This window comes from Lacticaseibacillus sharpeae JCM 1186 = DSM 20505 (genome assembly GCF_001436225.1).
In the GTDB taxonomy this organism is placed as follows: domain Bacteria; phylum Bacillota; class Bacilli; order Lactobacillales; family Lactobacillaceae; genus Lacticaseibacillus; species Lacticaseibacillus sharpeae.
Map to the genome: position 1 here is coordinate 133,186 of NZ_AYYO01000044.1, position 22,356 is coordinate 155,541.

Genomic DNA, 22,356 nt, shown 5'->3' on the forward strand with positions numbered 1-22,356 from the left:
CGTTGCACTTTGTTCGCTTGATTTTTTGGTCCTGTCAGTCTAGAGTAAATAGTGGTTTTAGTGAAAATTAGGAGGAACCTAAATAATGGCTCACATTTCTTTTGATTCATCTAAGTTGGGCAAGTTCGTTCACGAAAACGAACTTGGCCAGATGCAAGCATTAGTTACGGCTGCTGACAAGGAATTGCGTGAAGGTACCGGTGCCGGTGCTGACTTCCGCGGCTTCCTTGACCTTCCTGTTAACTACGATAAGGACGAATTTGCTCGCATTAAGGCTGCAGCAAAGAAGGTTCAGGAAGATTCCGAAGTCTTCGTTGCTATCGGTATCGGTGGTTCATACCTCGGTGCCCGTGCCGCAATCGACTTCCTCAGCCACACCTTCCGGAATGCTGACCCATCCCGCAAGCTCCCCGAAGTATACTTTGCTGGTAACTCCATCAGCAGCACATACCTCGCTGACTTGCTCGATGTCATCGGCGACCGCGACTTCTCCATTAACTGCATCAGCAAGTCCGGGACCACAACCGAACCTTCCATCGCATTCCGCGTATTGAAGGCTAAGCTCATCGACAAGTACGGTAAGGAAGAAGCTGCCAAGCGCATCTTCGCTACTACTGACCGTGCTAAGGGTGCCCTGAAGGTTGAAGCCGACGCTGAAGGTTACGAAGAATTCGTTGTGCCTGACGATCTTGGTGGCCGCTTCTCCGTTCTCTCTGCTGTTGGTCTGCTGCCAATCGCCGTTGCTGGCCTTGACATTGACGCCCTCATGCAGGGTGCTGCTGATGGTCGTAAGGAATACAGTTCCGATGACCTGAGCAAGAACGAAGCATACCAGTACGCTGCAATCCGTAACATCCTCTACCGGAAGGGTTACACCACTGAACTGCTCGAAAACTACGAACCAACGCTCCAGTACTTCGGCGAATGGTGGAAGCAGCTCATGGGTGAATCTGAAGGTAAGGACCAGAAGGGTATCTACCCATCATCCGCTAACTTCAGCACCGACCTGCACTCTCTTGGTCAGTACATCCAGGAAGGCCGGCGTAACCTCATGGAAACCGTCGTTTGGGTTGACCAGCCTAACCGCGACGTTAAGATTCCTACCGACGCCAAGAACCTGGATGGCCTTGGCTACCTTGAAGGCAAGACCATGGCGGAAGTTAACCGTAAGGCCTACGAAGGGGTTGTCCTTGCCCACACTGATGGTGGCGTGCCAGTTATGACCGTTTCCATCCCTAAGCAGGACGCTTACACCCTGGGTTACCTCATCTACTTCTTTGAAGCAGCTGTTGCCGTATCCGGCTACCTGAACGGGATCAACCCATTCGACCAGCCAGGTGTTGAAGCATACAAATCCAACATGTTCGCACTTCTTGGCCGTCCTGGCTACGAAGAAAAGACTAAGGAACTGAACGCACGCCTGTAATTCACGGTTTGCATTAAGTTCAATGAATCCTCCACGTTTTGGCGTGGGGGATTTTTTTGTGTTGACGCCAAAAGAGCACGAAAAAACGTCCACCCAAATGCGGATGGACGCGGCGATGTTAGTGTGCCAGGCGAGACTCGAACTCGCTACCTACAGTTTAGGAAACTGTTGCTCTATCCAGGTGAGCTACTGGCACGTGAACTTAATTAGTTTATAGCATGCGGCGGCTTCGTGCAAGCAACCAGCGGGGAGCGTGGGCATTTGGCCGGCCGTAAGCAGCCTAGTTTGTGTAGATTCGGCTAAATTCGGGTGTTTTCCTGGTAATACGAACCGACGTTTGGTAAAGTCGAACTAACAGCATTTAGCGACAGATAGATTGCGGAGACAAAACATGATACATAAATTAATTCGGCGACTTTTTCGCTTCCTCTTCATATTAATGATTCTTGCTCTGGCTTACGCGCTGTATGGGCGCGATGTTGTGCCCGCCAACTGGCACAGCATCTTGGACCCGACCAGCTTTGTGGTCATTGCGCTCTTCACCGTGTGGGTGGCAATCTGGATTTTCCAGCGCCACTTCCGTTACCGGGACCTATCGCTGGAACGTATCGATGACATGGATGGTTTTGATTTCGAACGTTTTTGTGCGTACCTACTGAAGCGTAACGGGTACCGGCACATCACGGTGACGCAGGAAAGCGGTGATCAGGGTGTGGATATCATCGCCACCAAGGACAAGGTCAAATACGGCATTCAGTGCAAGCGGTATAACGGCTTCGTTGGCAACCGCGCCGTTCAGGAAGTCTGGGCGGGCCATGAATACTACGAACTTGATGGTGCCATCGTGCTGACGAACAGTACGTTCTCGGACTCGGCCATCGAACTTGCCGATGAATTAGGCGTGACGCTCATTGACCGGGACGAGTTTCGCAAAATGCTGCGGCGTCTGCCCAGTTAGAGGCAAAATAACCGCGGGCAGCTTGCCGCGGTTATTTTAGTACAACGGCCTGATCTTTGAAGCTGCAGCCGAAGATAATTCGCGCGGGTGCGTTGGGGACGTCAACGCGCTGAACGCGGATGGCTAGCTGACGAATCTGGGGCTGCTGGGCTAGTTGGAAGAAACTGGCCAGGGTTTTGGCCGTGCCCACTGCGCGTGCCTGGAGGATTAATGTGTGGGCGGATTGATCGACATAGAAGTTAGTGATGTTCAGCAACTCTGCGTCCGCCTTGGTTTTCAGGGGCGCGCTGCCTTTGAGGTCGGCGGTGAGTGCCCATAAGTCGATTACACGCATGGTATTCCTTTCCGTCGCGCGGGGCGACAAGTTCTTAAGATTTTTCCTAGTGCGGCAGTATTTCGCTGCCGTTTCCAGTATAGTTGAGTATAGGCATTTTTGCGGCGCGGCTGGGCCAGTGCATGCGTTTTGACCGCGTTTATGTTGCCAACATTGTCGTGATTGCTTATTATTAAAAGTAACCAGGTATTATACGTCGCGACTTTGCGCGCGGCGCAGAATGATTTTCTCAAGTGTAAAACAGAACGGTAAATGTGTAAATCAAGGTTGAATTAGGTAGTCGGCCGGCGCAGGTGCGCTGGCGGGCGGAAGGAGTCATTGTGGAAGTTGTAATTGCCGGGGCCGTACGTACCCCAATCGGAAAATTCGGTGGCGCTTTGGCTAGTTTGAACGCTGTACAGTTGGGCACCGCCGTTGCTAAGTCAGTATTTGAACGGACGGGTGTTGATCCAGAGAAGGTTGACCAAGCAATCTTCGGGAACGTGTACCAGGCGGGTTCAGGCCAAAACGTGGCGCGCCAGATTGCCGTGCACGCCGGTATGCCGGTGACCAGCACCGCGATGACCATTAATGAGGTCTGCGGTTCCGGCCTCAAGGCAATTCGCCTAGGCCAAGCTGCCATCGCGATGGGGGATGCAGACATCGTCCTGGTTGGGGGCACCGAAAGCATGACCAACGTGCCTTACTACGACACCAGTGCACGCTGGGGCGCGAAGTTCGGTGACCGGGAGTTAGTCGATGGCCTGGTCAAGGATGGCCTGCAGGATGCCTTTTCCGGTGTGGCCATGGGCATCACCGCTGAGAACGTGGCGGCGCAGTACAACGTGACCCGCGAAGAGCAGGATGCGTGGGCGCTTGAATCTCACCGCCGTGCGATTGCCGCTCAGGATTTCGGCAAGTTCGAGGACGAAATCGTGCCCCTGACCATTAAGACACGTAAGGGCACAGTGGTGGTCAAGGAAGACGAAGGTCCGCGGCGCGATACCAGTTTGGAAAAATTAGCGCGGCTGCGCACCAGCTTTACCAGTGCGGGTACCGTGACGGCCGGCAACGCCAGTGCCTTGAATGACGGGGCCAGTGCCATGTTGTTGTTGCGGCGTGATGTTGCCGACGCGATGGGAATTAGGTACGACGCCGTTCTTGACGCTTATGCCGAAGCCGGCGTTGACCCCCAGGTGATGGGTTATGCGCCATACTACGTGGTTAAGCGCCTGCTCAAGAAGACCGGCAAGGACAAGGCCGACATCGACCTGTTTGAACTGAACGAAGCTTTCGCCGCTCAGAGTGTGGCGGTCACGCGCGCACTGGATTTGGATTCCGCGAAGGTGAACGTGAACGGGGGCGCGATTGCGCTCGGGCACCCACTCGGTGATTCCGGGGCGCGGATTGTCACCACGCTCATTCACGAACTGAAAAACAGTGACAAGAAGACCGGGATTGCGGCCTTGTGTATTGGGGGCGGCCTTGGGGTCGGCTTCCAGCTGCACGTGGTCGACTAGCAATTTCTGGTGCGGGCAAGAATTGGTACCACCCGTTTTTGCCTGGAACCAGTAACGGACCGTGATGGTGCAATCATTACGGCCGTTTTTTATGGGGGAAAAATTTTGCCAAAAAAATTCTACCAACTATCCCGCGAGGAACGCCTGCAGCAACTGGTGGCCGAGGGGAGCTTAGCCGAAAATGACGCGGACTACCTGGCCGCCAATCACGTGTTGCCCAGTGCTGTTGCCGCCCATCTCGGCGAAAACCAGCTGGGCCAGTTCCCCCTGCCGTACGGAATTGCGCGGACGCTAATGGTCAACGGGGTGACGCGCAACGTGGCGATGGTGGGCGAGGAACCCAGCGTCGTGGCTGCTGCCAGTAACGGGGCGCGGATGGCGCTGGCCGGTGGCGGGGTACAGGTTGCGGTGCCGGAACATACGGTAACCGGGGAAGTCGTGTTCGCGGACGTGGCGGACCCGGATGCCGCCGTTGCGCTGATCAGCAGTCGTGAGGACGACATCTGGGACGCGGCGGCGTACGCGCACCCTTCCATTATCGGCCGGGGCGGCGGGCTGAAGCAGGTTCAGGTTCAGGCAATCGGGCAGTTCGTTAAGATTCGGCTGGTGATTGACCCGCAAGCCGCAATGGGCGCGAACATGGTCAACACGATTGCCGAAGCTGTGGCGCACATGGTGGGGCAGTGGCTGCACCAGGAGGCGTTGTTGGCCATCCTGAGCAACTACACGGATGACCCAGTTGTGGCAACGGTGGCAATTCCAGTTGCGGCGGTGGCCACTAAATCGCTTCCTGGATCAGTGGTTGCTGCGCGCATTGCGGCCGCCAGTGCGTTTGGCTTCATCGATGAAGAACGCGCAACGACGAATAACAAGGGCATCATGAATGGAATTGAAGCAGCCACGATTGCGCTGGGCAACGATTACCGCGCCGTGAGCACGGCAGTGCACGCTTATGCAGCGCAATCTGGTGCATACCAACCCTTGACCCGGTGGACGACTGACGGCAAAATGCTGCATGGGCAGTTGCGGGTACCGTTGCAACTAGGCGTGGTTGGCGGGGCCACCGCGGCGTTACCCCTGGCGCAGATTGCCATGCGGTTAGGCAAGATTGCCACGGTGGCCGACGCCCAGGCGGTGCTCGCGGCGTTAGGGCTGGTGCAGAATTTGGCCGCCCTGCGTGCACTGGTGGGCCCGGGCATTCAGTCGGGGCACATGGCGCTGCAAGCCGGAGCACTGGCGATTGCGGCGGGCGCCACGGGGACAGAGATTGATGCATTAACGCATTTGCTGCAAACAACCGACAAGACAATTGGCCGGGCAAAAGAATTACTGGCGCAGCTGCGTGCAGACAAACAGAGTGAGGAGAATGACAATGAAGATAGGGATTGACCGTTTGGGGCTCTACTCCCCGAATTACTACGTAGACTTGGCAGAACTGGCGGTGGCGCGCGGTGTTGATCCGAACAAGTTCATCATCGGCATTGGCCAAAGTGAGCAGGCGGTGCCGCCTGCAGCCGAAGACGTGGTGACCATGGGGGCCAACGCTGCCAGTGAGTTCATCGATGACATCGATAAGAGTCAGCTCGGTCTGGTCATTCTCGGCACGGAAACCGGCATCGATTCCAGTAAGTCTGGGGCGGTGATTATTCAGCGCCTGCTCGACTTGCCCCGCCACGTGCGCACCTACGAAATCAAGCAGGCCTGCTACGGCGGCACGGCGGGCCTCATGACCGCGCGTGATTACGTGGCGGCGCATCCGGACCGGACGGCACTCGTGATTGCGGCCGACATTGCGCGCTACGGTTTGGCCAGCGGTGGTGAGGTCACCCAGGGCGCAGGTGCCGTGGCGATGCTGATTAGCGCGAACCCGCACATCATGACGGTTGAAGATGATTCCGCCTTTTTGAGTGCGGACATCATGGACTTCTGGCGGCCCGTATACACCGACCTGGCACTCGCAAAGGGCAAGTACTCGACCGAAAAATACATCGAATTCTTCCAGCAGGCGTGGGCGGAATACAAGCGCAACACCGGTCTGGACCTCAAGGACTTTGCCGCCATCAACTGCCACTTGCCGTACACCAAGATGGGGATGAAGGCGCTGAAGACCGTCTTACCGGACGCTGATGCCGCTGACCAGGACCGCCTGAACGCGAACTACGCACTGTCGACCAACTACAGCCGGCGCATCGGGAACATCTACACCGGTTCCCTGTACCTGGCACTGCTGAGTTTGTTGGAAAATGCGGCCACGCTCACTGCCGGTGACCGCATTGGTATGTTCTCCTATGGTTCCGGTGCGGTGGGCGAGTTCTACAGCGGATACTTGCAGGCTGACTACCGGGATTACCTGAATGGTGCCGCCCACAAGGCGTACCTGGATCAGCGGGTTAAGCTTAGCGTTGCGGATTACGAGGCAATGTTTAACAGCAAGCTGCCGTATGCGCCCGACGACGTGGTCACGGATGCGGCCCTCACGACCGGCAAGTTCCGTTTGGCCGGCGTTAAGGATCAGGAACGCCAGTACGTCCGTCTCTAAAATAACACCGAACATTTTGAATTAGCTGTGCAGAATAGCACCAGACCCAGAAATTTTGGGTCTGGTGCTATTTTAGTTGACGCAGCCCTGTGCAACCGGTTACAATAACGGTAGAAGACTGTTACTAAAAATAAGTAAATATCAAAATGGATTGGAGGAAATTTCTATGGTTAAGCAGATAAATGCGGCGGACGCGATGATTAAGGTGCTCGAAGATTGGGGCATTCACCAAATTTACGGGATTCCTGGTGGGTCGTTTGACTCGACGATGAACGCGTTGCATAACAGGCGCAACACGATGCGCTACATTCAGGTGCGCCACGAAGAAGTCGGTGCGCTCGCGGCGGCGGGGGAAGCGAAGATTACCGGCAAGATTGGCGCGACATTCGGCTCTGCCGGTCCGGGGGCGGTGCATTTGCTCAACGGGCTGTATGATGCCAAGCACGACCACGTGCCGGTGCTGGCGCTAGTTGGGCAGGTAGCCACCAGTGCGATGAACACGGATTACTTCCAAGAGATGAATGAAAACCCAATGTTCGCCGACGTTGCGGTGTACAACCGCACGGTGATGACCGCGCAGCAAATGCCCCACGTGGTGGACGAGGCAATTCGCCAGGCGTACAAGCACAGCGGCGTGGCGGTGGTGACCATTCCGACCGACCTCGGGTGGGTCGCGATTGATGACGATTACGTTTCCTCAGCGAAGTTGTATCAGCGGCCGTTGTTGCCGGTTCCGGATGTCGGTCGCATCGACCAGGCACTGGCAATTTTAGGTGCTGCAAAACGGCCGGTGATGTACGTGGGACAGGGGGCCAAGGACGCTGCGGATGATGTGCTGACGCTGTCGGCCAAACTCAGCATTCCAATTGTCGTGACGGCACTCGGCAAGGACGTGATTCCTGACGACTACAAGGCCAACATGGGCAGTGCGGGCCGGGTGGCAACTAAACCAGGGGTCGAAACCGCACGGGCGGCGGATGCGGTCCTGTTTTTGGGGTCCGACTTCCCGTTCCAGCCGTACTTCATTAATCCAGATGCCAAGTACATCCAAGTCGACATTGATGCCAGCAAGTTTGGCCGCCGCCACACGGTCGACGTGGCCATCTTGGGCGATGCCAAACAGGTTGTTGCCAGCATGTTGGCGCGGTCGCAGGCCAAGAAGCCGACGAGTTGGTACAATGCCGCGCTGGCAAACAAGGCCAACTGGGCGGCGTGGATCCGCAGCTTTGGCGAATCGGCAGCGGAACCAATGCGCGTTGAACCAATTTTCAAGCAGATTAACGCCATGGCGACCGACGACGCGATTTTCCAAGTGGATGTCGGTAACGTAACGATTGATGGCATGCGGTTCCTCGACACGAGCAAGCAGCAACGGTTCACGACCTCGGGCTGGTACGCGACGATGGGGTACGCGCTGCCGGCGGCCATTGGGGCCCAAGTGGAATTCCCGGACCGGCAAGTGTGGTCCATCTCTGGGGACGGTGGGTTTGCCATGGTCATGCAGGACATCATCACCCAGGTGAAGTACAAGCTGCCAATCATCAACGTTATCTTGAGCAACGATAGTCTGGGCTTCATTGAGGCCGAGCAGGATGATACGCGCCAGCCGCACAGTGGGGTCGACCTGCTGCCGGGGATGCGCTACGCTGATGCGAGTGCCGCGCTGGGGGCCGCGGGCTATGAGGTGCACAATCTGAAGGAGTTGAAGACGGCTTTCGCTGCGGCTCAGCACCGCACCGGGCCAGTGGTGATCAATGTGCATATCGCCAATACCCGGCCGTTGCCAGTAGAGCAGCTGGTGCTCGACCCCGAGGTGAACACGCAGGAAGAGGTTGACGCCTTCGTGAAGCAGTACCAGGCTGGCGGGCTCGTGCCCCTCAGTGAACTACTGCGGCGCGCTGAAGCCGGAGTTGAGCCGGAAGAGCATTTAGGTGACTAATATCTTAATTGTTACGCCGCGGCGGGAACACATTTTGGTTCCCGCCGCGTTTTTGTGTGGTATCCTATTTTTAGAGAAAAAGGAGGCGGTTTCGTGTCTGTAAAGGGAAACTTTTTGGGGGCCGCAAACGACCTGGCAGTTGCTGAACGGCGAGTGGCAGAGTACATTGTTGAGAATCCGGAAGTCGTACTAACGATGAACGTCCAGGAGCTAGCCGCAGCCGCGGATACGAGTGCCGCCACGGTCAGTCGCGTGGTGCGGCGGCTCAACTTCCCGGGTTATAACGAGCTCAAGTTGCAGCTGGCAACTGACATTAGCAACGGTGCGGATGCCGATAACGTAGATGACGCAATCCGGCCGAATGAGGAGCTGCACTCGCTGAAAACCAAGCTGCTCGCGAATGCAGAGCGGTCACTGCGCGAGACGGTGGATCAAGTGCACGAAGGGGATTTGGCCGCAATCTTGCCGCTTCTGCACGGGGCGCGGCAATTGCTGTTATTTGGCGTCGGGGCGTCGTACCTGGTGGCCCAGAACATTGCGCAAAAATGGTCACGCCTGGGTTATGCCTGCACGGTGAGTGATGATTTGAACGTCTTTTTGCCCCCTGCGATGGCTACTGATCCTAAAGATGCGGTTGTTTGGCTGGTTTCCAATTCTGGTGAATCACCAGAAGCAGTGCTGGCGGCCAAATTAGCCCAAAAGGCCGGCTTGCGCGTGATTGCGACGACGCGGATTGGCCAGAATTCGCTGGTGAAGTACGCGGATTACACGTTGCAAACCTCGCAGCCCCGGGAAGGCCAGCACCGCTTTGCCGCCACCCAATCCCTGCACGCGCAATTCATGCTGATTGACATCGTCTATTATTATTTCGTTAGTCGCTACTACGACGAATCTGCCCGGTCAGTGAACGTTTCGCGGGAAGCCGTTGCTGAGTATAAGCGCTCGCTGAAGAACGGTTTTAAGTAGCTGATACCCACATTCTTTGATCCCGCTCCGAAGTTGGTCACGAACTTCGGAGCGGGATTTTTTTGTCGGGCACTGTTGCAATTTGTTGTAGATGAAACTGCATAACTTGATAAATACAAAATGGTTGAAATCCTATTTCGTGAATGGTATGCTATGTGCATAGTTGAAAAGGCTTACAAATCTGGATTTAAAAAACGTCCAATTTGGTTAAAGCCGTGGCCAACTGTGCACAGATGACTAAGCTCACGCGGTGCACGGACGGAAAAGTGCTTAAATGAATCTGAAATTGGTATAGCTGTTCCTACGCTGCCACAAATTCAGGATGGACATCTTCGACTATGCGTGTAAAATCCAATTGTGAAAGGGGAAATTGCATGTTTGGCTTTTCAGTTTATCTCAATCAAGCGTTAGATAATGATACATTGGTATATATCGATTCGATGAAGCGAGCCGGATTCGGCGGCGTGTTCACCTCACTGCATATTCCGGAAGACGACGCAAACGTGCTTGCTGACCGGCTGGCCGCACTGCAAGCTGCATGTGCTAAAGCCGAATTAACCCTCACTGCAGATGTGTCGCGAACTGGATTAGCGCGGATGGGGGTCGATTTTACAGATCCGGCTGCACTGCGCAAGCTCGGTGTTTCGTGCTTGCGGCTTGACTACGGGTTTACCAATGCCGAAATCGCGCAGATGTCGCGGGTGTTGCCGGTTGCGCTCAACGCTAGTACGCTGAGCGCCGATGACCTAACTGCGCTGCAAGTAGCGGGGGCCAACCGCGCTAATGTTGAGGCCTGGCACAATTACTACCCCCGGCCGGAAACCGGGCTGGAGACAAGCTGGTATCTGGCCAAAAATCAGTGGCTGCACAAGCAGGGCATCACGACCATGGGCTTTGTCCCCGGCGATGGCCAGTTGCGCCTACCGCTAAAAGCAGGCCTGCCGACACTGGAGAAGCACCGGCAGATGCAGCCACTCGCGGCGGCCCTAGATTTGACCCAGTTAGCAACCGACCGCATTTACATCGGTGATAACACTGTGTCTGCAACTACCATTAATGAGTTTGGTGCCTACCTTCACGATGGTATCCTGACGCTGGAGGTTGCAGGCAGCATGCCGGAAGCGCTGCGCCAGGTTTGGCATAACCGCCCGGATGTGGCGCGCGATGTTGTGCGGCTGGAGGAGTCCCGGGCCAAGCAAGTGCTGGCCACAGCCGCGGAGCCCGCATTTGCCCGCCAAGCTGGCACTATCACCGTAGACAATACGGAATACGGACGCTACGCCGGCGAAATTCAGGTGACCAAGGTGAACTTGCCAGCTGATGCGCGGGTGAACGTGGTTGGGCGGCTGACGGCTAAGAGTCGGGAGCTGCTCCCATACATTGGTGCGTGTCAGGCCGTGACATTCGTGCCGGCACCCGAACATGATTAGAACTAGAAAGTAAGAGGATAAGCGATGAGCGAATTGAATTTAGGGGGCCTCACCACTGAGACCCGGAATCAAAAGACAATGGATTTAGACACCATGGGCGTGCACGATTTCGTCCGCGTCATGAACGCCGAAGATCAGACCGTCGCTGTCAGTGTCAGTCACGCCTTGCCCGCAATCGAAGCAGCCATTAACGCAATTATTGATTCCTTTAACCAGGGCGGCCGGTTGTTTTACATCGGTGCCGGCACTAGTGGCCGGCTGGGCGTGCTGGACGCCGCTGAATGCGTGCCTACTTTCGGGACCGCACCGGAAATGGTGCAGGGCTTCATTGCTGGCGGGGACGATGCCATGCTGGTGGCTGTTGAGGGCGCCGAGGACTCGGCTGAACTAGGTGCAGCAGATTTGCGTAAGGCTAAACTAACGGCCGAAGACGTCGTGGTCGGCATTGCCGCGAGCGGCCGGACGCCGTATGTGGTTGGCGGACTTGATTATGCCCAAAAAGTGGGGGCGCAAACCATCAGCTTGGCAGCCAACGCGGATGCGGTCATCAGTCGGCACGCCCAGATTGCCATTGAGGTGCCTGTGGGGCCCGAAGTTTTGACCGGCTCCACGCGGCTAAAGTCGGGGACGGCCCAAAAGCTGGTGCTGAACATGCTGTCAACGGGGGCGATGATTGGGATTGGCAAGGTCTACAAGAACCTCATGGTGGACGTCAAGCCGACGAACGAGAAGCTAGTCGAACGGAGCAAACGCATCATTCAACAGGCGACCGATTGTGACCAGCAGACCGCCGCCAAAGCCTTTGCGGATGCTGATGAAGACGTCAAGTTAGCCATCGTCATGGTGTTGACGGATTTGCCCAAGGATGAAGCGGCTGCCCGCCTGCAAAAAGGCAAGGGTTTTGTTCGCCAGGCAGTGCGTGGTTAATTAAAACCGCCGCTGCCGGTTGCTGTGGTAACAGATTGCCTCCCGTGCCGATTGGTGTAGCGGGAAGAACAGGAGAAGAATATGGCTGAAGATAAATACAGTGTTATTGGCCAGGGCATTTTCGATCATGTTGGCGGCCCAGGCAACGTTGAGAAGTTGATTCATTGTATGACGCGCGTGCGGATGACCATTCGCGACTACGACAAAGTGGACATCGCGGGCCTGAAGAAGGTGCCCGGGGTCCTGGGCGTGGTCGAAGAGGACACGCTCCAAGTTGTGATTGGCCCCGGCGCGGTCAACAAGGTGGCCCAGGCCATGGTTGATAGTGTCGGCGTGGAACTAGGCGAAACTTTCCCAGGCGGTCACGAAAGCAACAAGGAAGCCGTTGAAGCGAAGGCGGCGCAAGTGCACGCGGAGCAGAAGGCGAAGTTGAAGCAGACCTGGTGGCGCAAAGTCCTCAAGTCAATCAGTGGCATCTTCATTCCGCTGATTCCAGTCTTCGTTGGGGCGGGGCTTGTTTCCGGGATTGCCGCAATCCTGTCCAACTTGATGGTTGCCGGGACGATTGGCAAGAACTGGACGGACATCATCACCGTGCTCAAGGTTATCAACGGGGGGCTGTTCTCCTACCTGGCCATCTACGTCGGGATTAACTCCGCCACCGAATTCAAGAGCACACCGGGGATTGGTGGGGCCATCGGGGCGATGACGCTGCTCCCCGGGGTGGTCGCGCCTGTGACCATCACGAACATCTTCAACGGCCAGCCGCTATCTGCTGGTCAAGGGGGGATTATCGGGGTAATCTTCGCCGTTTGGATTGCATCCATGGTTGAGCACAAATTGCACAAGTGGATTCCCGACGCTGTCGACATTATCTTCACCCCAATGCTCACCTTACTGATTGTCGGTGCGTTCACGATCTTCCTGGTAATGCCAGTTGCCGGGGTGATTTCAAGTTCTCTGGTCGGTGCGATTCAGTGGGTTCTGAACGTTGGTGGGGCCTTCTCCGGGTTCGTACTCGGGCTGTTCTTCCTGCCAATGGTTATGTTTGGGCTGCACCAAGTATTAACGCCAATCCACGTGGAAATGATTAACAAGCTGGGCTTCACGCCATTGCTGCCAATTCTGGCCATGGCTGGTGCCGGTCAGGTTGGGGCCGCAATCGCTCTGTGGATTCGGTGCCACAAGAATAAGAAACTGACGGGTCTGATTAAAGGGGCGTTGCCAGTTGGGATTCTTGGTGTTGGTGAACCTTTGATTTACGGGGTGACACTGCCCCTTGGCCGGCCATTCATCACTGCATGTATCGGTGGTGGGATTGGTGGTGCGGTTATCGGTGGTCTCGGTAACATCGGTGCCATCGCCATTGGCCCTTCTGGGGTAGCGCTGATTCCGCTGATTGCTAACGGCCGCTGGTTCGGTTATGTGCTTGGTCTGCTTGCTGCATACGCTGGTGGGTTTGTTGCAACCTACTTCTTCGGGGTCCCAAAGACTGCTTTGGTTGACGAAGATGCAGCGACGACGAGTGAACCAGTTGCCGCAGTTGCTACTGCTACCAGCGCACCTGCTGATGCAGCTCCAGTGCAGAAGGTTGCTGGCCCGGCTGACTTAGTTGCCACGGCCACTGGTGATTTGCTGCCAATGGAAGAAGTGCAAGATGATGTCTTTAGTAAGAAGATGGTTGGTGATGGTTTTGCCATCAACCCATCCATGGGGACTGTGGTTGCACCGGCGGACGGGACGATTGTCAGTGTTGCGGACACCAAGCACGCAATCATGATGACCACGCCAAACGGGATGGAACTGCTGATCCACCTGGGCCTCGATACCGTTGAACTTGGCGGGAAACCATTTACCGTCGACGTTAAAGCGGGCGCGACGGTTCATGCCGGTCAGCAAATTGCCCTGATGGATTTGACCGCCATTAAGCAGGCGGGGAAGCTTGCCACCGTAATCACCGCGGTAACCAACATGGATGCCGTTAGCAGCATGACGGGCGTGCAGCCCGGCAAGGTTGATGAAGGCGCCAAGGTCGAAACGGTGACGACTAAATAATCTTGTTGTACACTAAAAAATCGCCCCAACTCAAACACTGAGTTGGGACGATTTTTGGGTTTCCGGAGTGCTTACTTGGCCAGCTGGGCTTTGACCGCGTTGATGAGCGCATCCGTGGTGTTCACGATGGTCCCGTTCAACTTGATCAGACCGGTTGTGTACAGGTTTAGGTAGTGGAACTGGTTTTCGGCGATGGTTTGCAGTGCAGCCAGCTTCTTGTTGTTGGTAGCACCCTGCTGCCGCGAATCAGTGTAGAGACCGATGACGGGGATGCCCTTGGCGTAGGCCACCCCGATTTCACTCGCGACCCCGGCGTCAATCGTGATGCCGTCGAGAACGGCAATCACCAGCTGGCTGGATGTGAGCTCATCAGTGTCGGCCTGGGCAATCATCTTGGAGTCGGCGTAGGCCTGCTTATCGTTGATTGCGGCATTTTCCTGGGGCAAGTAGATATTGATGGCCGGAATCTGGTCGCGCAATGCGGCAACGATGCGGGCGTTGAATTCGAAATCGGCCTGACTGAAAAGGCCGTTGGCAAAGTAAATTTTCATGTGCGTCTTCCTTTCAAATATCCTGGCTACTTACGCAAACTAAGCTTGACGACTGCTTCAACGCGCGCGGTTTCGGGGAACATGTCGACGGACTGAATGTAATCGACATTGTAGACCTTGCTGAGGCGCACCAGGTCGCGGGCGAGCGTGGAGGGGTTACAACTGACGTAGACGAAGCGCTTAGGGCGGGCCTTGAGCAGTGCGGGGATGAAGTCCCCTTCAAGCCCCGTGCGCGGCGGGTCAACGATGACCGCGTCCGGCTTGTAGCCCTCGCTAACCCACTTGGGCAGCACCAGTTCGGCCTTGCCGACTGTGTACTCGGTGTTGGTGAAGCCGTTTTGCGCCGCGTTTTCCTTGGCGTCCTCGATGGCGGCGGGGATGGTATCCATCCCGCGGACGGAACCAGCCTTTTTAGCCAGCGCCAGCCCCAAGGTGCCGACCCCACAGTAAGCGTCGACCAGCTTGTCACCCTTGCGCAGATTCAAAGCTTCTAACGCCTGTGCATACAGCACGGCGGTTTGCTCAGGGTTAAGCTGCAAGAATGCCTGCGGGGACAGGTTGTAGCTGACCCCATTGATGACTTCGGTGATGTAGGCACTACCGGCGAGCAGCGTGGTTTCAGCGCCCCAAACCTGACTGGTGCGGCCTTTGTTGACGTTTTGGGAGACGCTGATGACCGCGGGCAGCTCGGTGGCAATGGCTTCCAGCAGTTCCGCCTTCTTGGGCAGCTTAGCCGAATTGGTGATGAATGTGACCTGCACCTGGCCAGTGGCGGCGGATTCGCGCACGACCAGCGTCTTGATGATGCCAGAGTTAGCCTTTTCGTCGTAGACCGGGATGTTCAAGCGTTCGATAATCTTGCACAGACCATTGATGACGTGCATCGTCAGCTTGCGTTGGGTGGCAAAAGTCTTAAGGGATACTAATTCGTGGGTACCCGGCTTGTACATGCCGGCGCGCACGTGTCCGTCAAGCATACGCACGGGGAACTGGGCTTTGTTACGGTAGTGCAGCGGATTTTCCATGCCGATGGTGGCGCGCACGTCGTAGTTTTGCCATCCTGCCGGCTTGTACTTGGCCAAGGACTGGCGGATAACGTCGGTTTTGAAGCGGAGCTGGGCGGGGTAGCTGAGTGCACCCAGCTCGACGCCGCCGACAATCCCGTAGTTGGGGTCAACGGGTGGCACCCGGTCAGGGGAACTCTTCCGAATCCGGTGGGTCTTGGCCTCGAGGTACCGGTCGTGAATGGCGGTCACTTCGGCCACGACCACTTCATCGGGCAGGGCGCCAGTAACGAAGGTGATTTTGCGCCGGTAGTAACCGATGCCGGCCCCATTGATATCGAGGCGCCGAATGGTGAGGGGGAAGCGGTCACCGATTTTTACTTCTTGATCCATAATTTCTCCTTTTGCGCCCAGTAGCTGGGCACTTGTGCAGCTGGCAGGCAATGCGTTGACGCGGCCGTTTGTGTGGATGGACAAATAATTGGCCATTTAACTGCTCTTTTTGCCTGCACCGTTAAAAATATTATCCCACAAATCCCCGTAATTCGGTATAATGGTTGAGTGAGAAAGCGAATTCGTAAATTTCGCTGAGGCCAAGTTCGCGGCCGGGAAGGATTTTGTAATGAAGATAACTCTACTCAAACCAACATCAAAGAAGACCACCGCCACGGTTTGGCACAATGATGAGGAACACATTCTGGTTGCGGGTGCGCCACTCAAGCTGAACGTGAAGCGGGGCGACACCGTGAAGTACCGGGTTGGCCGGTTCGCGGCGGTGCACACACTGCAGTACCAGTCACCAGATGCTGCGTTTGACATCGAACCAGACCAGAAGCTGCAGGCGATTGCGTTTGGGGTTGTGGCGCTGGCATTAATTATCTTGTACTTTATGGGCCTGCTCGATAACGCGCTAATCACCACCCCCGTCGTCATCGTCTGGCTGATTGGTTATGAAGTCGCGCTGTATTACTTCTCCTACAAGGCGCAGGTACAGCACTGATGCTGTGGCTGGTCTATGCAGCGTTAATCTTACTGGCCATTGCTGGTTACTTGATGCGCAGCGCCGCATTCCTGGGGACGGTGCTAACGGGTTTGGTCACATTAACCACCTTCCTGCTGGTGAGTCGGCATAAGCACTAAAAAAGACACCTGACTGGTGTCTTTTTTAGTGCTCTGCTAGCAGGCTTAAAATTGGGGCGGGGCCGCGGCGGCTTTGGCGTGCGCCTTCATGGTTAGTTGTTTGAGCAGGTTGTACAAATCCTGGTCGTGATTATCGGAGCCCCAGTAGAATGTGGGTACGCCGCTATCGACCGAGTCGTGGCCGTTCATGTTGTCATACATCCCCGTGATGTTCGGCACCGAGGTGATAATCAGGTCGGGCACTTCCTGGGTGTCGGAATTCATAATCCGAATCACACTGCTGTCCTTCAAGAAGTTCAGCATATCCTTGGTGATGAAACTCTGGGCTTCCATTTCCAGCTTCACGTTCAGGCGGGGGGCAGTGTGGAAGTCGGCTAGGTCAGGAATGAGGACGGTGAAGATGGACTTCACGAGGTCGGGTTGGTAGCGACTGAACAGGTGGGTTTCATCTGCCTTAGGAATCTGGGCGATAAACGTGTCGATTTGGTCAATGAGCTCGTGCGCGCTGGCGAAGAGGTCGGTGGTGTCCGCGAAATCGCTGGGTTTGACGAAGGTGCCATCCATGATGTAGTACAGGAACGCGACTTTGTAGAGGTTGGTGAGCAGAACCTTGTCGGCCCGCAGGTGGAGTTCTTCTGGGTGGTCGAGCCCGGTGGTCAGGTTGGCGAAGAGCGCGGTGACGAAGCTGTCTACCGGGTTGCTAAAGCTGTGCAGATATTCGCGTAATTGCCGGCTGGTCGGGGTGTCTTCGGTCGACATCACGATTTGGCCAATGCGGGAACAATAGTAGAAGTTTCGTTCGGCATGCCGCGTCCGCTCGTCGCAGTCCGGCAGGTAAGTTTCGGTGAAAACCAGATCGGCCAAATCGCCAAAATTGCGCAGCAGAAGTTGCAGCCGGGGGTTCATGGCGAAATAATGGCCCTGTTTGATCCGCAACATCTGCACGCCGAGGGTTAACATGTTGCGCTTAGTGATGACACTGAGGTGTTCAATGCCCAGGGTCTGGTTTGCCGGTGCGTTAATAACGCTAAATTGCTGCAAAATCTGGTCGTGGTCAATGCAGTGAAACGGCCAGCCAGCGCCGCGGTAGCCTTCATCATAGAAAAAAACGAGGAGGTGGCGAATCACGAGTTCCCCGCCGTGGAGCTCCCAGGTCCCCGGGTCAATCTGAATGCGGTTGTTCTGCAAAAAATTGCGGAAGGGCTCAATCCGGCGGCGTAAGGTGGACATGCTGATGCCGTTTTCGCGGCAGAACGCAGCCGCATCAATTCCATCGTTTTGGAAGACCTGGTCGAAGAAGCGGAAGGTGATGGAGTGGTTCAGTAGGTAGAAGCGGTAATTATCAACGTGGATGTTCTGTGCGACGTCGATGAAGGACATTTCGGTTGCGGGTTCAGCTGCCGCGTCCGTTTTCGCCGCCAGATAATCGGGTGCGACGGAGCTCAGTTCGGTGACAACAAGATCAGCGTCGGGTGCCGCCTCCAGGGCCGAATTCATAACGCCAGTCTGCACCGCTTGGGTCTGCTGATGCGCGTTTTCTGTTTGGATTTGGCGCAAATCCACCATGACGTCTTGGTACGCATTGTATGTTTGTTGGTACGACATTTCGAGTTGCTTACTGAGCTTGTTAATGGTAAATGGCGCCCCGTTAAGCGATTTCAGTAATTTGAACAAGCGGAACACGGTATCTGCGTGTTTGTCGAAGAAATACGCTTCAAACATAGCAATAGCCTCCAAGCAAAAATTATTCCTTATTATAACACAGCTCCAGAGTTGTCGCGGTGGGGATATATAACATTTTCACTTCAAGTGTGTAATAGAGCACTAAAGAATTGATTGGCCCGGCACCTGCACTGCGCAGTGGGGCAAATTGAGTGTTGACCCTGACCGCCAGCGTGCCGTAACATGGGAATAGCAAACGTTTGTACGTAACAGGATGGAGGAAAACCATGCCGACAATTACACGAATCACCGCACAGAAACGGGCGGGGCGGTACAACATCGATTTGGATGGCGCGTATGCCTTTCCCGTTGCCGAATCAACACTGATTAAGTACATGCTCACCAAAGACATGGAACTGACGGACGAGCAAGTCGCTCAGTTGCAACACGAGGACGAGGGTGCCCGGGCGTTTAGCCGTGCACTGTCGTATCTTGCCAGTACGCCGCGGACGGTTCACCAAGTGCAAGAGTACCTGCACGGCAAAGAGTTCGATGAAGACGCCATTGCCGTGGCGGTGACGCGGCTAACTGATTTGCATTACCTGAACGATGCGGAGTACGTACATGAATTTGTCCTTGCGAACCAGCGCGGCGGTGACCGCGGCCCTGGGGCCATTCGCCGCTTTTTGACGCAGCGCGGTGTTGACAGTTACCTCATTGATGACGAACTGGCCACGCAGACTGATGCGCAAGAGCTAGAGGTTGCCCGCCGGGTGGCCACCAAGGTGTTGCGCAGCCCGGGCAGCCGCTCTTACAGCGCTTTGATTCAGCACGCGCAGCAGACCATGATGACCAAGGGCTTCAGTCGGGACGTCGCCACTGCGGCCATTGCGGCGGAGGCGCCCGAACAGGACGAAGAGCGCGAAGATGACTTGCTCCGGGCGGCAGCGGAGAAGTTGTGGGCCCAAAAACGCAATTTTGATGGCTTCCAGCGGCGGATGAAGGTCAAGCAGACGTTGTACCGCAAAGGTTTTGACCTCGACGCAATTGACCGGGTCCTGGATGACATCACGGAACAGTGAGCATTTATCAATTAATATCACAGTGCGTCATGGTGAAAGCGCGCCGTTTGCACTTGGGCATGGTATAATCGACAGGAAACATTAAAGAAAGCTGGATGTCTATGCCACTTCCTCGTGAAGGCGATTATATCGTCATGCAGAGTTACAAGCATAATGGGAAATTGCACCGGACATGGCGGGACACAATGGTCCTCAAGACCAGCGAGGACGCACTCATCGGGTGCAACGACCACACGCTTGTCACCGAAAGTGACGGGCGGCGGTGGATTACCCGGGAGCCTGCGATTGTATATTTTCACCGACACTACTGGTTCAACGTCATCGCGATGATTCGCGACGGCGGGGTCAGCTACTACTGCAACCTCGGGACGCCGTTCACAATCGACGCCGAGGCGTTGAAGTACATTGACTACGATCTGGACGTGAAGGTGTTCCCAGATGGAGAGAAGCGCCTGCTCGACGTTGACGAGTATGAGGCCCACAGCCGTCAGTGGCACTACCCACAGACGACGGACCACATCTTGAAGGCCAACGTGCGGGTGCTGGTAGATTGGATTAATCACGGTAAAGGGCCATTTTCCCAGGCCTACATTGATCTGTGGTATAACCGTTACCTGCAACTTTCCCACCATGAATAGTGCAAATAGCGCCCGCAGCCACTGGCTGGCGGGCGCTATTTTTAGTTGCGGGACATAAAAAAACACGGTGCAAGCCTGCACCGTGTACCGATTGGGTATCTAGGGATCGAACCTAGGATTATGGATTCAGAGTCCACTGCGTTACCACTTCGCTAATACCCAATAATGTTTGTCGCTCTCAACAACGTTTACTACTATACCGAGAATTCGGATATTCGTCAATAGGTTTGCGCAAATTTCTGGTGGGGACCGGCAGATTTAACCGGGTGATTGTGCTTGGCCCTTTAACAGTGGTAGCATTGACTACATAAGAACAGATGGGAGAATCAACCATGGAACAAAAAGAATTGCTCAACAGCGATCAATTACGGTTTATCGGCAAGGCTTATTCTGAAGCTAGTGCGTCTGAGAACGGTTCGTACCAAGAAGCCTGGGACGAGTTTGACGCAACCGGCGCATTTGCGCAGTTGGACCAATTAGCGCAGACCCCCAATCGGACCAGCCTAATTGTCTTCTCCCCATACGGCAACCTGTTGTACTGGATTGGTAGTATCGTGCCGGCGGGTACCGAGGTTCCTGCTGGACTCCAGCACTACGATCTGCCTGCCCACACCGTTGCGCGTTTGGCTAAGCCGATGACGATGATGATGAATGCCTACCCCGTGAACATCGCCATTCAGCAGGGCGCCACGGCCTTGGACGCAGCTGGGTTCCCGCTGCCAGAATACATCGGGCAGACCGCAACGCCATACTATGTGGAACGCTACAACCTTGACGGCGACAGCGTGAAGGAAGTTGAGTACACCGTGTACGTTGGCGATGACCGTGATTACGGGTTTGACGACGTGGAATAATTTGGACCATATTAAAAGCGCGGGTTCTGCGGAACCCGCGCTTTTTGCTTGCCCAAAATTATTTAATTGCCAGTGCGTCGAACTCGAAATAACTGGAGATGCACAGTGACGCGAACAGCACGACCACAATCCAGCCAATCAGCGTGCTGGAGATGAAATCATAACCAGACTGCCCGCGGGACAGGTAGCCCACTGCCAGGATGCCAAACAGGCTGAACGCGGCGTCGATGAGGATGTTGGCGTACTTCTTCCAACTCTTGGCCTCGTCGAGCATGAAGAGGCGAATGACGCGGCGGTTGAAGCGGAACGTGTACTTGCCGAGGATTCGCAGTGGACGTTCCAGCGGAATCTTCAGGAAGTACAGCATCGTGGTGCCGACAACTGTGCCGACGAGGATCCGCCACGGACTGGATGCGTGGGCCACCAGCACGTTGTAGGCGACCCCGATGATACTGACCGCGCAGATGTAGGGGATGATGAACATGAGCGTGAAGATGAATGAGGCTTTTTTCTGTGACATGCTAGTCCTCCTCGATTTTTGCGGCGAATGAATACTTGTTGCCTTCATTATACCGTGTTCTGCGCGCAACTTACAGATTGATCGCCATTTCGCGGTGCTTAATCCCCGCTTCGACGAATTCGGGTTTGGCGGTGAAACTAAAGCCGAGGGTGGCGTAGAAGCCGGTTGCGTGTACCTGGGCGCCGAGCATCAGCTTGTGGATTCCGTGCGCCTTTGCGTAATCGATGGCGGCCTGCATGATTTCCCGGCCACAACCAGTCCCCCGGGCAGATTTGGCAACGGCCACGCGCTGCACGTGGAAGCCGTAATCTTCAGGGTTCAGGCGCAGGGTGGCCACGGGCTGGTTCGCGTCATCGTAGCCGACCAGGTAGGTGCATTTACGCTCGTCGGCATCAACTTCGAGTGCAGCCGGGACATTTTGCTCCTGGACGAAGACGGCAGTGCGAATGGCAACACTGTCCTGGTGCACGGGTGAGTCCATTTCGGTAGTGGTTTTGATTGTCAGCATATGTAGCTCTCCTTAATTACAACAAATAAATTGGTACCATTATACCGCAAAATGAGCGGCAAAATGTGGCGTAAATGGGTGATTACCTGTTGACATTTGCTGAAATTACCGTAGTATATTAAGAGTACTTGATAACATTGCCCGTTGGTCAAGTGGTTAAGACGTCTGGTTCTCATCCAGGAATCACGGGTTCGACTCCCGTACGGGTGATAATTGCACCGAGTTAAAGCTTCAAATGCTGCTGTTGCGGCGTTTGGAGCTTTTTTTGTGGCTCTTCGTCAAGTAGAGTTGATAGAACTTTTTGAAAGCACTTGGACCTTAATT

General features: G+C 55.3%; 21 protein-coding genes and 3 tRNA genes. 16 read left to right on the forward strand and 8 right to left on the reverse strand.

What is annotated here, in order from left to right:
* The first annotated feature begins 85 nt into the window (after positions 1 to 85).
* Positions 86 to 1,426, forward strand: coding sequence for a glucose-6-phosphate isomerase (locus FC18_RS09095; RefSeq protein ID WP_054677402.1), 1,341 nt, complete (start codon positions 86 to 88; stop codon positions 1,424 to 1,426).
* A 122-nt stretch (positions 1,427 to 1,548) separates the two neighbouring features.
* Here the strand turns inward: FC18_RS09095 and FC18_RS09100 are convergent.
* Positions 1,549 to 1,622 (reverse strand) — tRNA-Arg (locus FC18_RS09100).
* Between the two features lie 198 nt (positions 1,623 to 1,820).
* On the opposite strand from FC18_RS09100, the gene FC18_RS09105 reads away from it, so the two are divergent.
* A complete protein-coding gene (locus FC18_RS09105) occupies positions 1,821 to 2,384 on the forward strand; it encodes a restriction endonuclease (protein WP_156300818.1) in 564 nt (187 codons plus the stop codon).
* 31 nt (positions 2,385 to 2,415) lie between these two features.
* Here FC18_RS09105 and FC18_RS09110 read toward each other — a convergent pair whose 3' ends face one another.
* Positions 2,416 to 2,718, reverse strand: coding sequence for a hypothetical protein (locus FC18_RS09110; protein ID WP_054677406.1), 303 nt, complete (start codon positions 2,716 to 2,718; stop codon positions 2,416 to 2,418).
* Between the two features lie 317 nt (positions 2,719 to 3,035).
* On the opposite strand from FC18_RS09110, the gene FC18_RS09115 reads away from it, so the two are divergent.
* The 8 genes from FC18_RS09115 to FC18_RS09150 all read left to right on the forward strand — a co-directional run bounded on the left by FC18_RS09115 (position 3,036) and on the right by FC18_RS09150 (position 14,073).
* Complete coding sequence (locus tag FC18_RS09115; protein WP_056976132.1) at positions 3,036 to 4,217, forward strand: thiolase family protein; 1,182 nt, start codon at positions 3,036 to 3,038, stop codon at positions 4,215 to 4,217.
* Between the two features lie 105 nt (positions 4,218 to 4,322).
* Positions 4,323 to 5,606 (forward strand): hydroxymethylglutaryl-CoA reductase, degradative, encoded by a 1,284-nt coding sequence (locus tag FC18_RS09120; RefSeq protein ID WP_056976122.1) that lies wholly within the window; start codon positions 4,323 to 4,325, stop codon positions 5,604 to 5,606.
* Positions 5,590 to 6,756, forward strand: coding sequence for a hydroxymethylglutaryl-CoA synthase (locus FC18_RS09125; protein ID WP_054677408.1), 1,167 nt, complete (start codon positions 5,590 to 5,592; stop codon positions 6,754 to 6,756). The genes FC18_RS09120 and FC18_RS09125 overlap by 17 nt, the downstream gene beginning before the upstream one ends.
* 166 nt (positions 6,757 to 6,922) lie before the next feature.
* Positions 6,923 to 8,695, forward strand: a complete 1,773-nt coding sequence (gene spxB, locus FC18_RS09130; protein WP_056976124.1) for a pyruvate oxidase — start codon at positions 6,923 to 6,925, stop codon at positions 8,693 to 8,695.
* A 93-nt stretch (positions 8,696 to 8,788) separates the two neighbouring features.
* The gene (locus FC18_RS09135) at positions 8,789 to 9,661 is read left to right on the forward strand and encodes a MurR/RpiR family transcriptional regulator (protein ID WP_054677411.1); all 873 of its coding nucleotides are present in this window, start codon (positions 8,789 to 8,791) and stop codon (positions 9,659 to 9,661) included.
* Positions 9,662 to 10,035: 374 nt separating this feature from the next.
* Positions 10,036 to 11,091 carry a MupG family TIM beta-alpha barrel fold protein gene (locus FC18_RS09140; RefSeq protein ID WP_054677412.1) on the forward strand — a complete coding sequence of 352 codons (1,056 nt, stop codon included), beginning with the start codon at positions 10,036 to 10,038 and terminating at the stop codon, positions 11,089 to 11,091.
* Between the two features lie 24 nt (positions 11,092 to 11,115).
* A complete protein-coding gene (gene murQ / locus FC18_RS09145) occupies positions 11,116 to 12,018 on the forward strand; it encodes an N-acetylmuramic acid 6-phosphate etherase (protein ID WP_054677414.1) in 903 nt (300 codons plus the stop codon).
* A gap of 81 nt (positions 12,019 to 12,099) precedes the next feature.
* Entirely contained in the window at positions 12,100 to 14,073 is a 1,974-nt protein-coding gene (locus tag FC18_RS09150; protein WP_082620496.1) for a glucose PTS transporter subunit IIA, read from the forward strand.
* A 71-nt stretch (positions 14,074 to 14,144) separates the two neighbouring features.
* On the opposite strand, the gene FC18_RS09155 is transcribed toward FC18_RS09150, so the two are convergent.
* The gene (locus FC18_RS09155) at positions 14,145 to 14,624 is read right to left on the reverse strand and encodes a nucleoside 2-deoxyribosyltransferase (protein WP_056976126.1); all 480 of its coding nucleotides are present in this window, start codon (positions 14,622 to 14,624) and stop codon (positions 14,145 to 14,147) included.
* A 26-nt stretch (positions 14,625 to 14,650) separates the two neighbouring features.
* The gene (gene rlmD / locus FC18_RS09160) at positions 14,651 to 16,021 is read right to left on the reverse strand and encodes a 23S rRNA (uracil(1939)-C(5))-methyltransferase RlmD (RefSeq protein ID WP_054677438.1); all 1,371 of its coding nucleotides are present in this window, start codon (positions 16,019 to 16,021) and stop codon (positions 14,651 to 14,653) included.
* A 229-nt stretch (positions 16,022 to 16,250) separates the two neighbouring features.
* Between rlmD and FC18_RS09165 the strand changes: the two genes are divergently transcribed.
* Positions 16,251 to 16,628 carry a hypothetical protein gene (locus tag FC18_RS09165; protein ID WP_054677417.1) on the forward strand — a complete coding sequence of 126 codons (378 nt, stop codon included), beginning with the start codon at positions 16,251 to 16,253 and terminating at the stop codon, positions 16,626 to 16,628.
* Positions 16,628 to 16,768 carry a hypothetical protein gene (locus FC18_RS12120; protein ID WP_156300813.1) on the forward strand — a complete coding sequence of 47 codons (141 nt, stop codon included), beginning with the start codon at positions 16,628 to 16,630 and terminating at the stop codon, positions 16,766 to 16,768. The genes FC18_RS09165 and FC18_RS12120 overlap by 1 nt, the downstream gene beginning before the upstream one ends.
* Before the next feature lie 45 nt (positions 16,769 to 16,813).
* Here FC18_RS12120 and FC18_RS09170 read toward each other — a convergent pair whose 3' ends face one another.
* Positions 16,814 to 18,490, reverse strand: a complete 1,677-nt coding sequence (locus tag FC18_RS09170; RefSeq protein ID WP_056976128.1) for a helix-turn-helix domain-containing protein — start codon at positions 18,488 to 18,490, stop codon at positions 16,814 to 16,816.
* Positions 18,491 to 18,717: 227 nt separating this feature from the next.
* Here FC18_RS09170 and recX point away from each other — a divergent pair, with 227 nt between their 5' ends.
* A complete protein-coding gene (gene recX / locus FC18_RS09175; RefSeq protein WP_054677422.1) occupies positions 18,718 to 19,512 on the forward strand; it encodes a recombination regulator RecX in 795 nt (264 codons plus the stop codon).
* Positions 19,513 to 19,613: 101 nt separating this feature from the next.
* On the forward strand, positions 19,614 to 20,150 hold the full coding sequence (gene ntdP, locus FC18_RS09180) for a nucleoside tri-diphosphate phosphatase (RefSeq protein WP_056976134.1): 537 nt from the start codon (positions 19,614 to 19,616) through the stop codon (positions 20,148 to 20,150).
* Positions 20,151 to 20,241: 91 nt separating this feature from the next.
* Here ntdP and FC18_RS09185 read toward each other — a convergent pair.
* A tRNA-Gln gene (locus FC18_RS09185) sits at positions 20,242 to 20,312 on the reverse strand.
* A gap of 170 nt (positions 20,313 to 20,482) precedes the next feature.
* On the opposite strand from FC18_RS09185, the gene FC18_RS09190 reads away from it, so the two are divergent.
* Entirely contained in the window at positions 20,483 to 21,004 is a 522-nt protein-coding gene (locus tag FC18_RS09190) for a hypothetical protein (RefSeq protein WP_054677423.1), read from the forward strand.
* 58 nt (positions 21,005 to 21,062) lie between these two features.
* Here FC18_RS09190 and FC18_RS09195 read toward each other — a convergent pair whose 3' ends face one another.
* The gene (locus FC18_RS09195; RefSeq protein WP_054677425.1) at positions 21,063 to 21,524 is read right to left on the reverse strand and encodes a hypothetical protein; all 462 of its coding nucleotides are present in this window, start codon (positions 21,522 to 21,524) and stop codon (positions 21,063 to 21,065) included.
* A 70-nt stretch (positions 21,525 to 21,594) separates the two neighbouring features.
* A complete protein-coding gene (locus FC18_RS09200; RefSeq protein WP_420806094.1) occupies positions 21,595 to 22,032 on the reverse strand; it encodes a GNAT family N-acetyltransferase in 438 nt (145 codons plus the stop codon).
* 138 nt (positions 22,033 to 22,170) lie between these two features.
* On the opposite strand from FC18_RS09200, the gene FC18_RS09205 reads away from it, so the two are divergent.
* Positions 22,171 to 22,242, forward strand: a tRNA-Glu gene (locus FC18_RS09205).
* The last annotated feature ends 114 nt before the right edge of the window (positions 22,243 to 22,356 follow it).

Coding starts and splice junctions, on each gene's coding strand:
- FC18_RS09095 (WP_054677402.1), top strand. CDS start 86: ATGGCTCACATTTCTTTTGATTCATCTAAGTTGGGCAAGTTCGTTCAC.
- FC18_RS09110 (WP_054677406.1), bottom strand. CDS start 2,718: ATGCGTGTAATCGACTTATGGGCACTCACCGCCGACCTCAAAGGCAGC.
- FC18_RS09125 (WP_054677408.1), top strand. CDS start 5,590: ATGAAGATAGGGATTGACCGTTTGGGGCTCTACTCCCCGAATTACTAC.
- spxB (WP_056976124.1), top strand. CDS start 6,923: ATGGTTAAGCAGATAAATGCGGCGGACGCGATGATTAAGGTGCTCGAA.
- FC18_RS09140 (WP_054677412.1), top strand. CDS start 10,036: ATGTTTGGCTTTTCAGTTTATCTCAATCAAGCGTTAGATAATGATACA.
- murQ (WP_054677414.1), top strand. CDS start 11,116: ATGAGCGAATTGAATTTAGGGGGCCTCACCACTGAGACCCGGAATCAA.
- FC18_RS09150 (WP_082620496.1), top strand. CDS start 12,100: ATGGCTGAAGATAAATACAGTGTTATTGGCCAGGGCATTTTCGATCAT.
- FC18_RS09155 (WP_056976126.1), bottom strand. CDS start 14,624: ATGAAAATTTACTTTGCCAACGGCCTTTTCAGTCAGGCCGATTTCGAA.
- rlmD (WP_054677438.1), bottom strand. CDS start 16,021: ATGGATCAAGAAGTAAAAATCGGTGACCGCTTCCCCCTCACCATTCGG.
- FC18_RS09165 (WP_054677417.1), top strand. CDS start 16,251: ATGAAGATAACTCTACTCAAACCAACATCAAAGAAGACCACCGCCACG.
- FC18_RS12120 (WP_156300813.1), top strand. CDS start 16,628: ATGCTGTGGCTGGTCTATGCAGCGTTAATCTTACTGGCCATTGCTGGT.
- FC18_RS09170 (WP_056976128.1), bottom strand. CDS start 18,490: ATGTTTGAAGCGTATTTCTTCGACAAACACGCAGATACCGTGTTCCGC.
- recX (WP_054677422.1), top strand. CDS start 18,718: ATGCCGACAATTACACGAATCACCGCACAGAAACGGGCGGGGCGGTAC.
- ntdP (WP_056976134.1), top strand. CDS start 19,614: ATGCCACTTCCTCGTGAAGGCGATTATATCGTCATGCAGAGTTACAAG.
- FC18_RS09190 (WP_054677423.1), top strand. CDS start 20,483: ATGGAACAAAAAGAATTGCTCAACAGCGATCAATTACGGTTTATCGGC.
- FC18_RS09195 (WP_054677425.1), bottom strand. CDS start 21,524: ATGTCACAGAAAAAAGCCTCATTCATCTTCACGCTCATGTTCATCATC.
- FC18_RS09200 (WP_420806094.1), bottom strand. CDS start 22,032: ATGCTGACAATCAAAACCACTACCGAAATGGACTCACCCGTGCACCAG.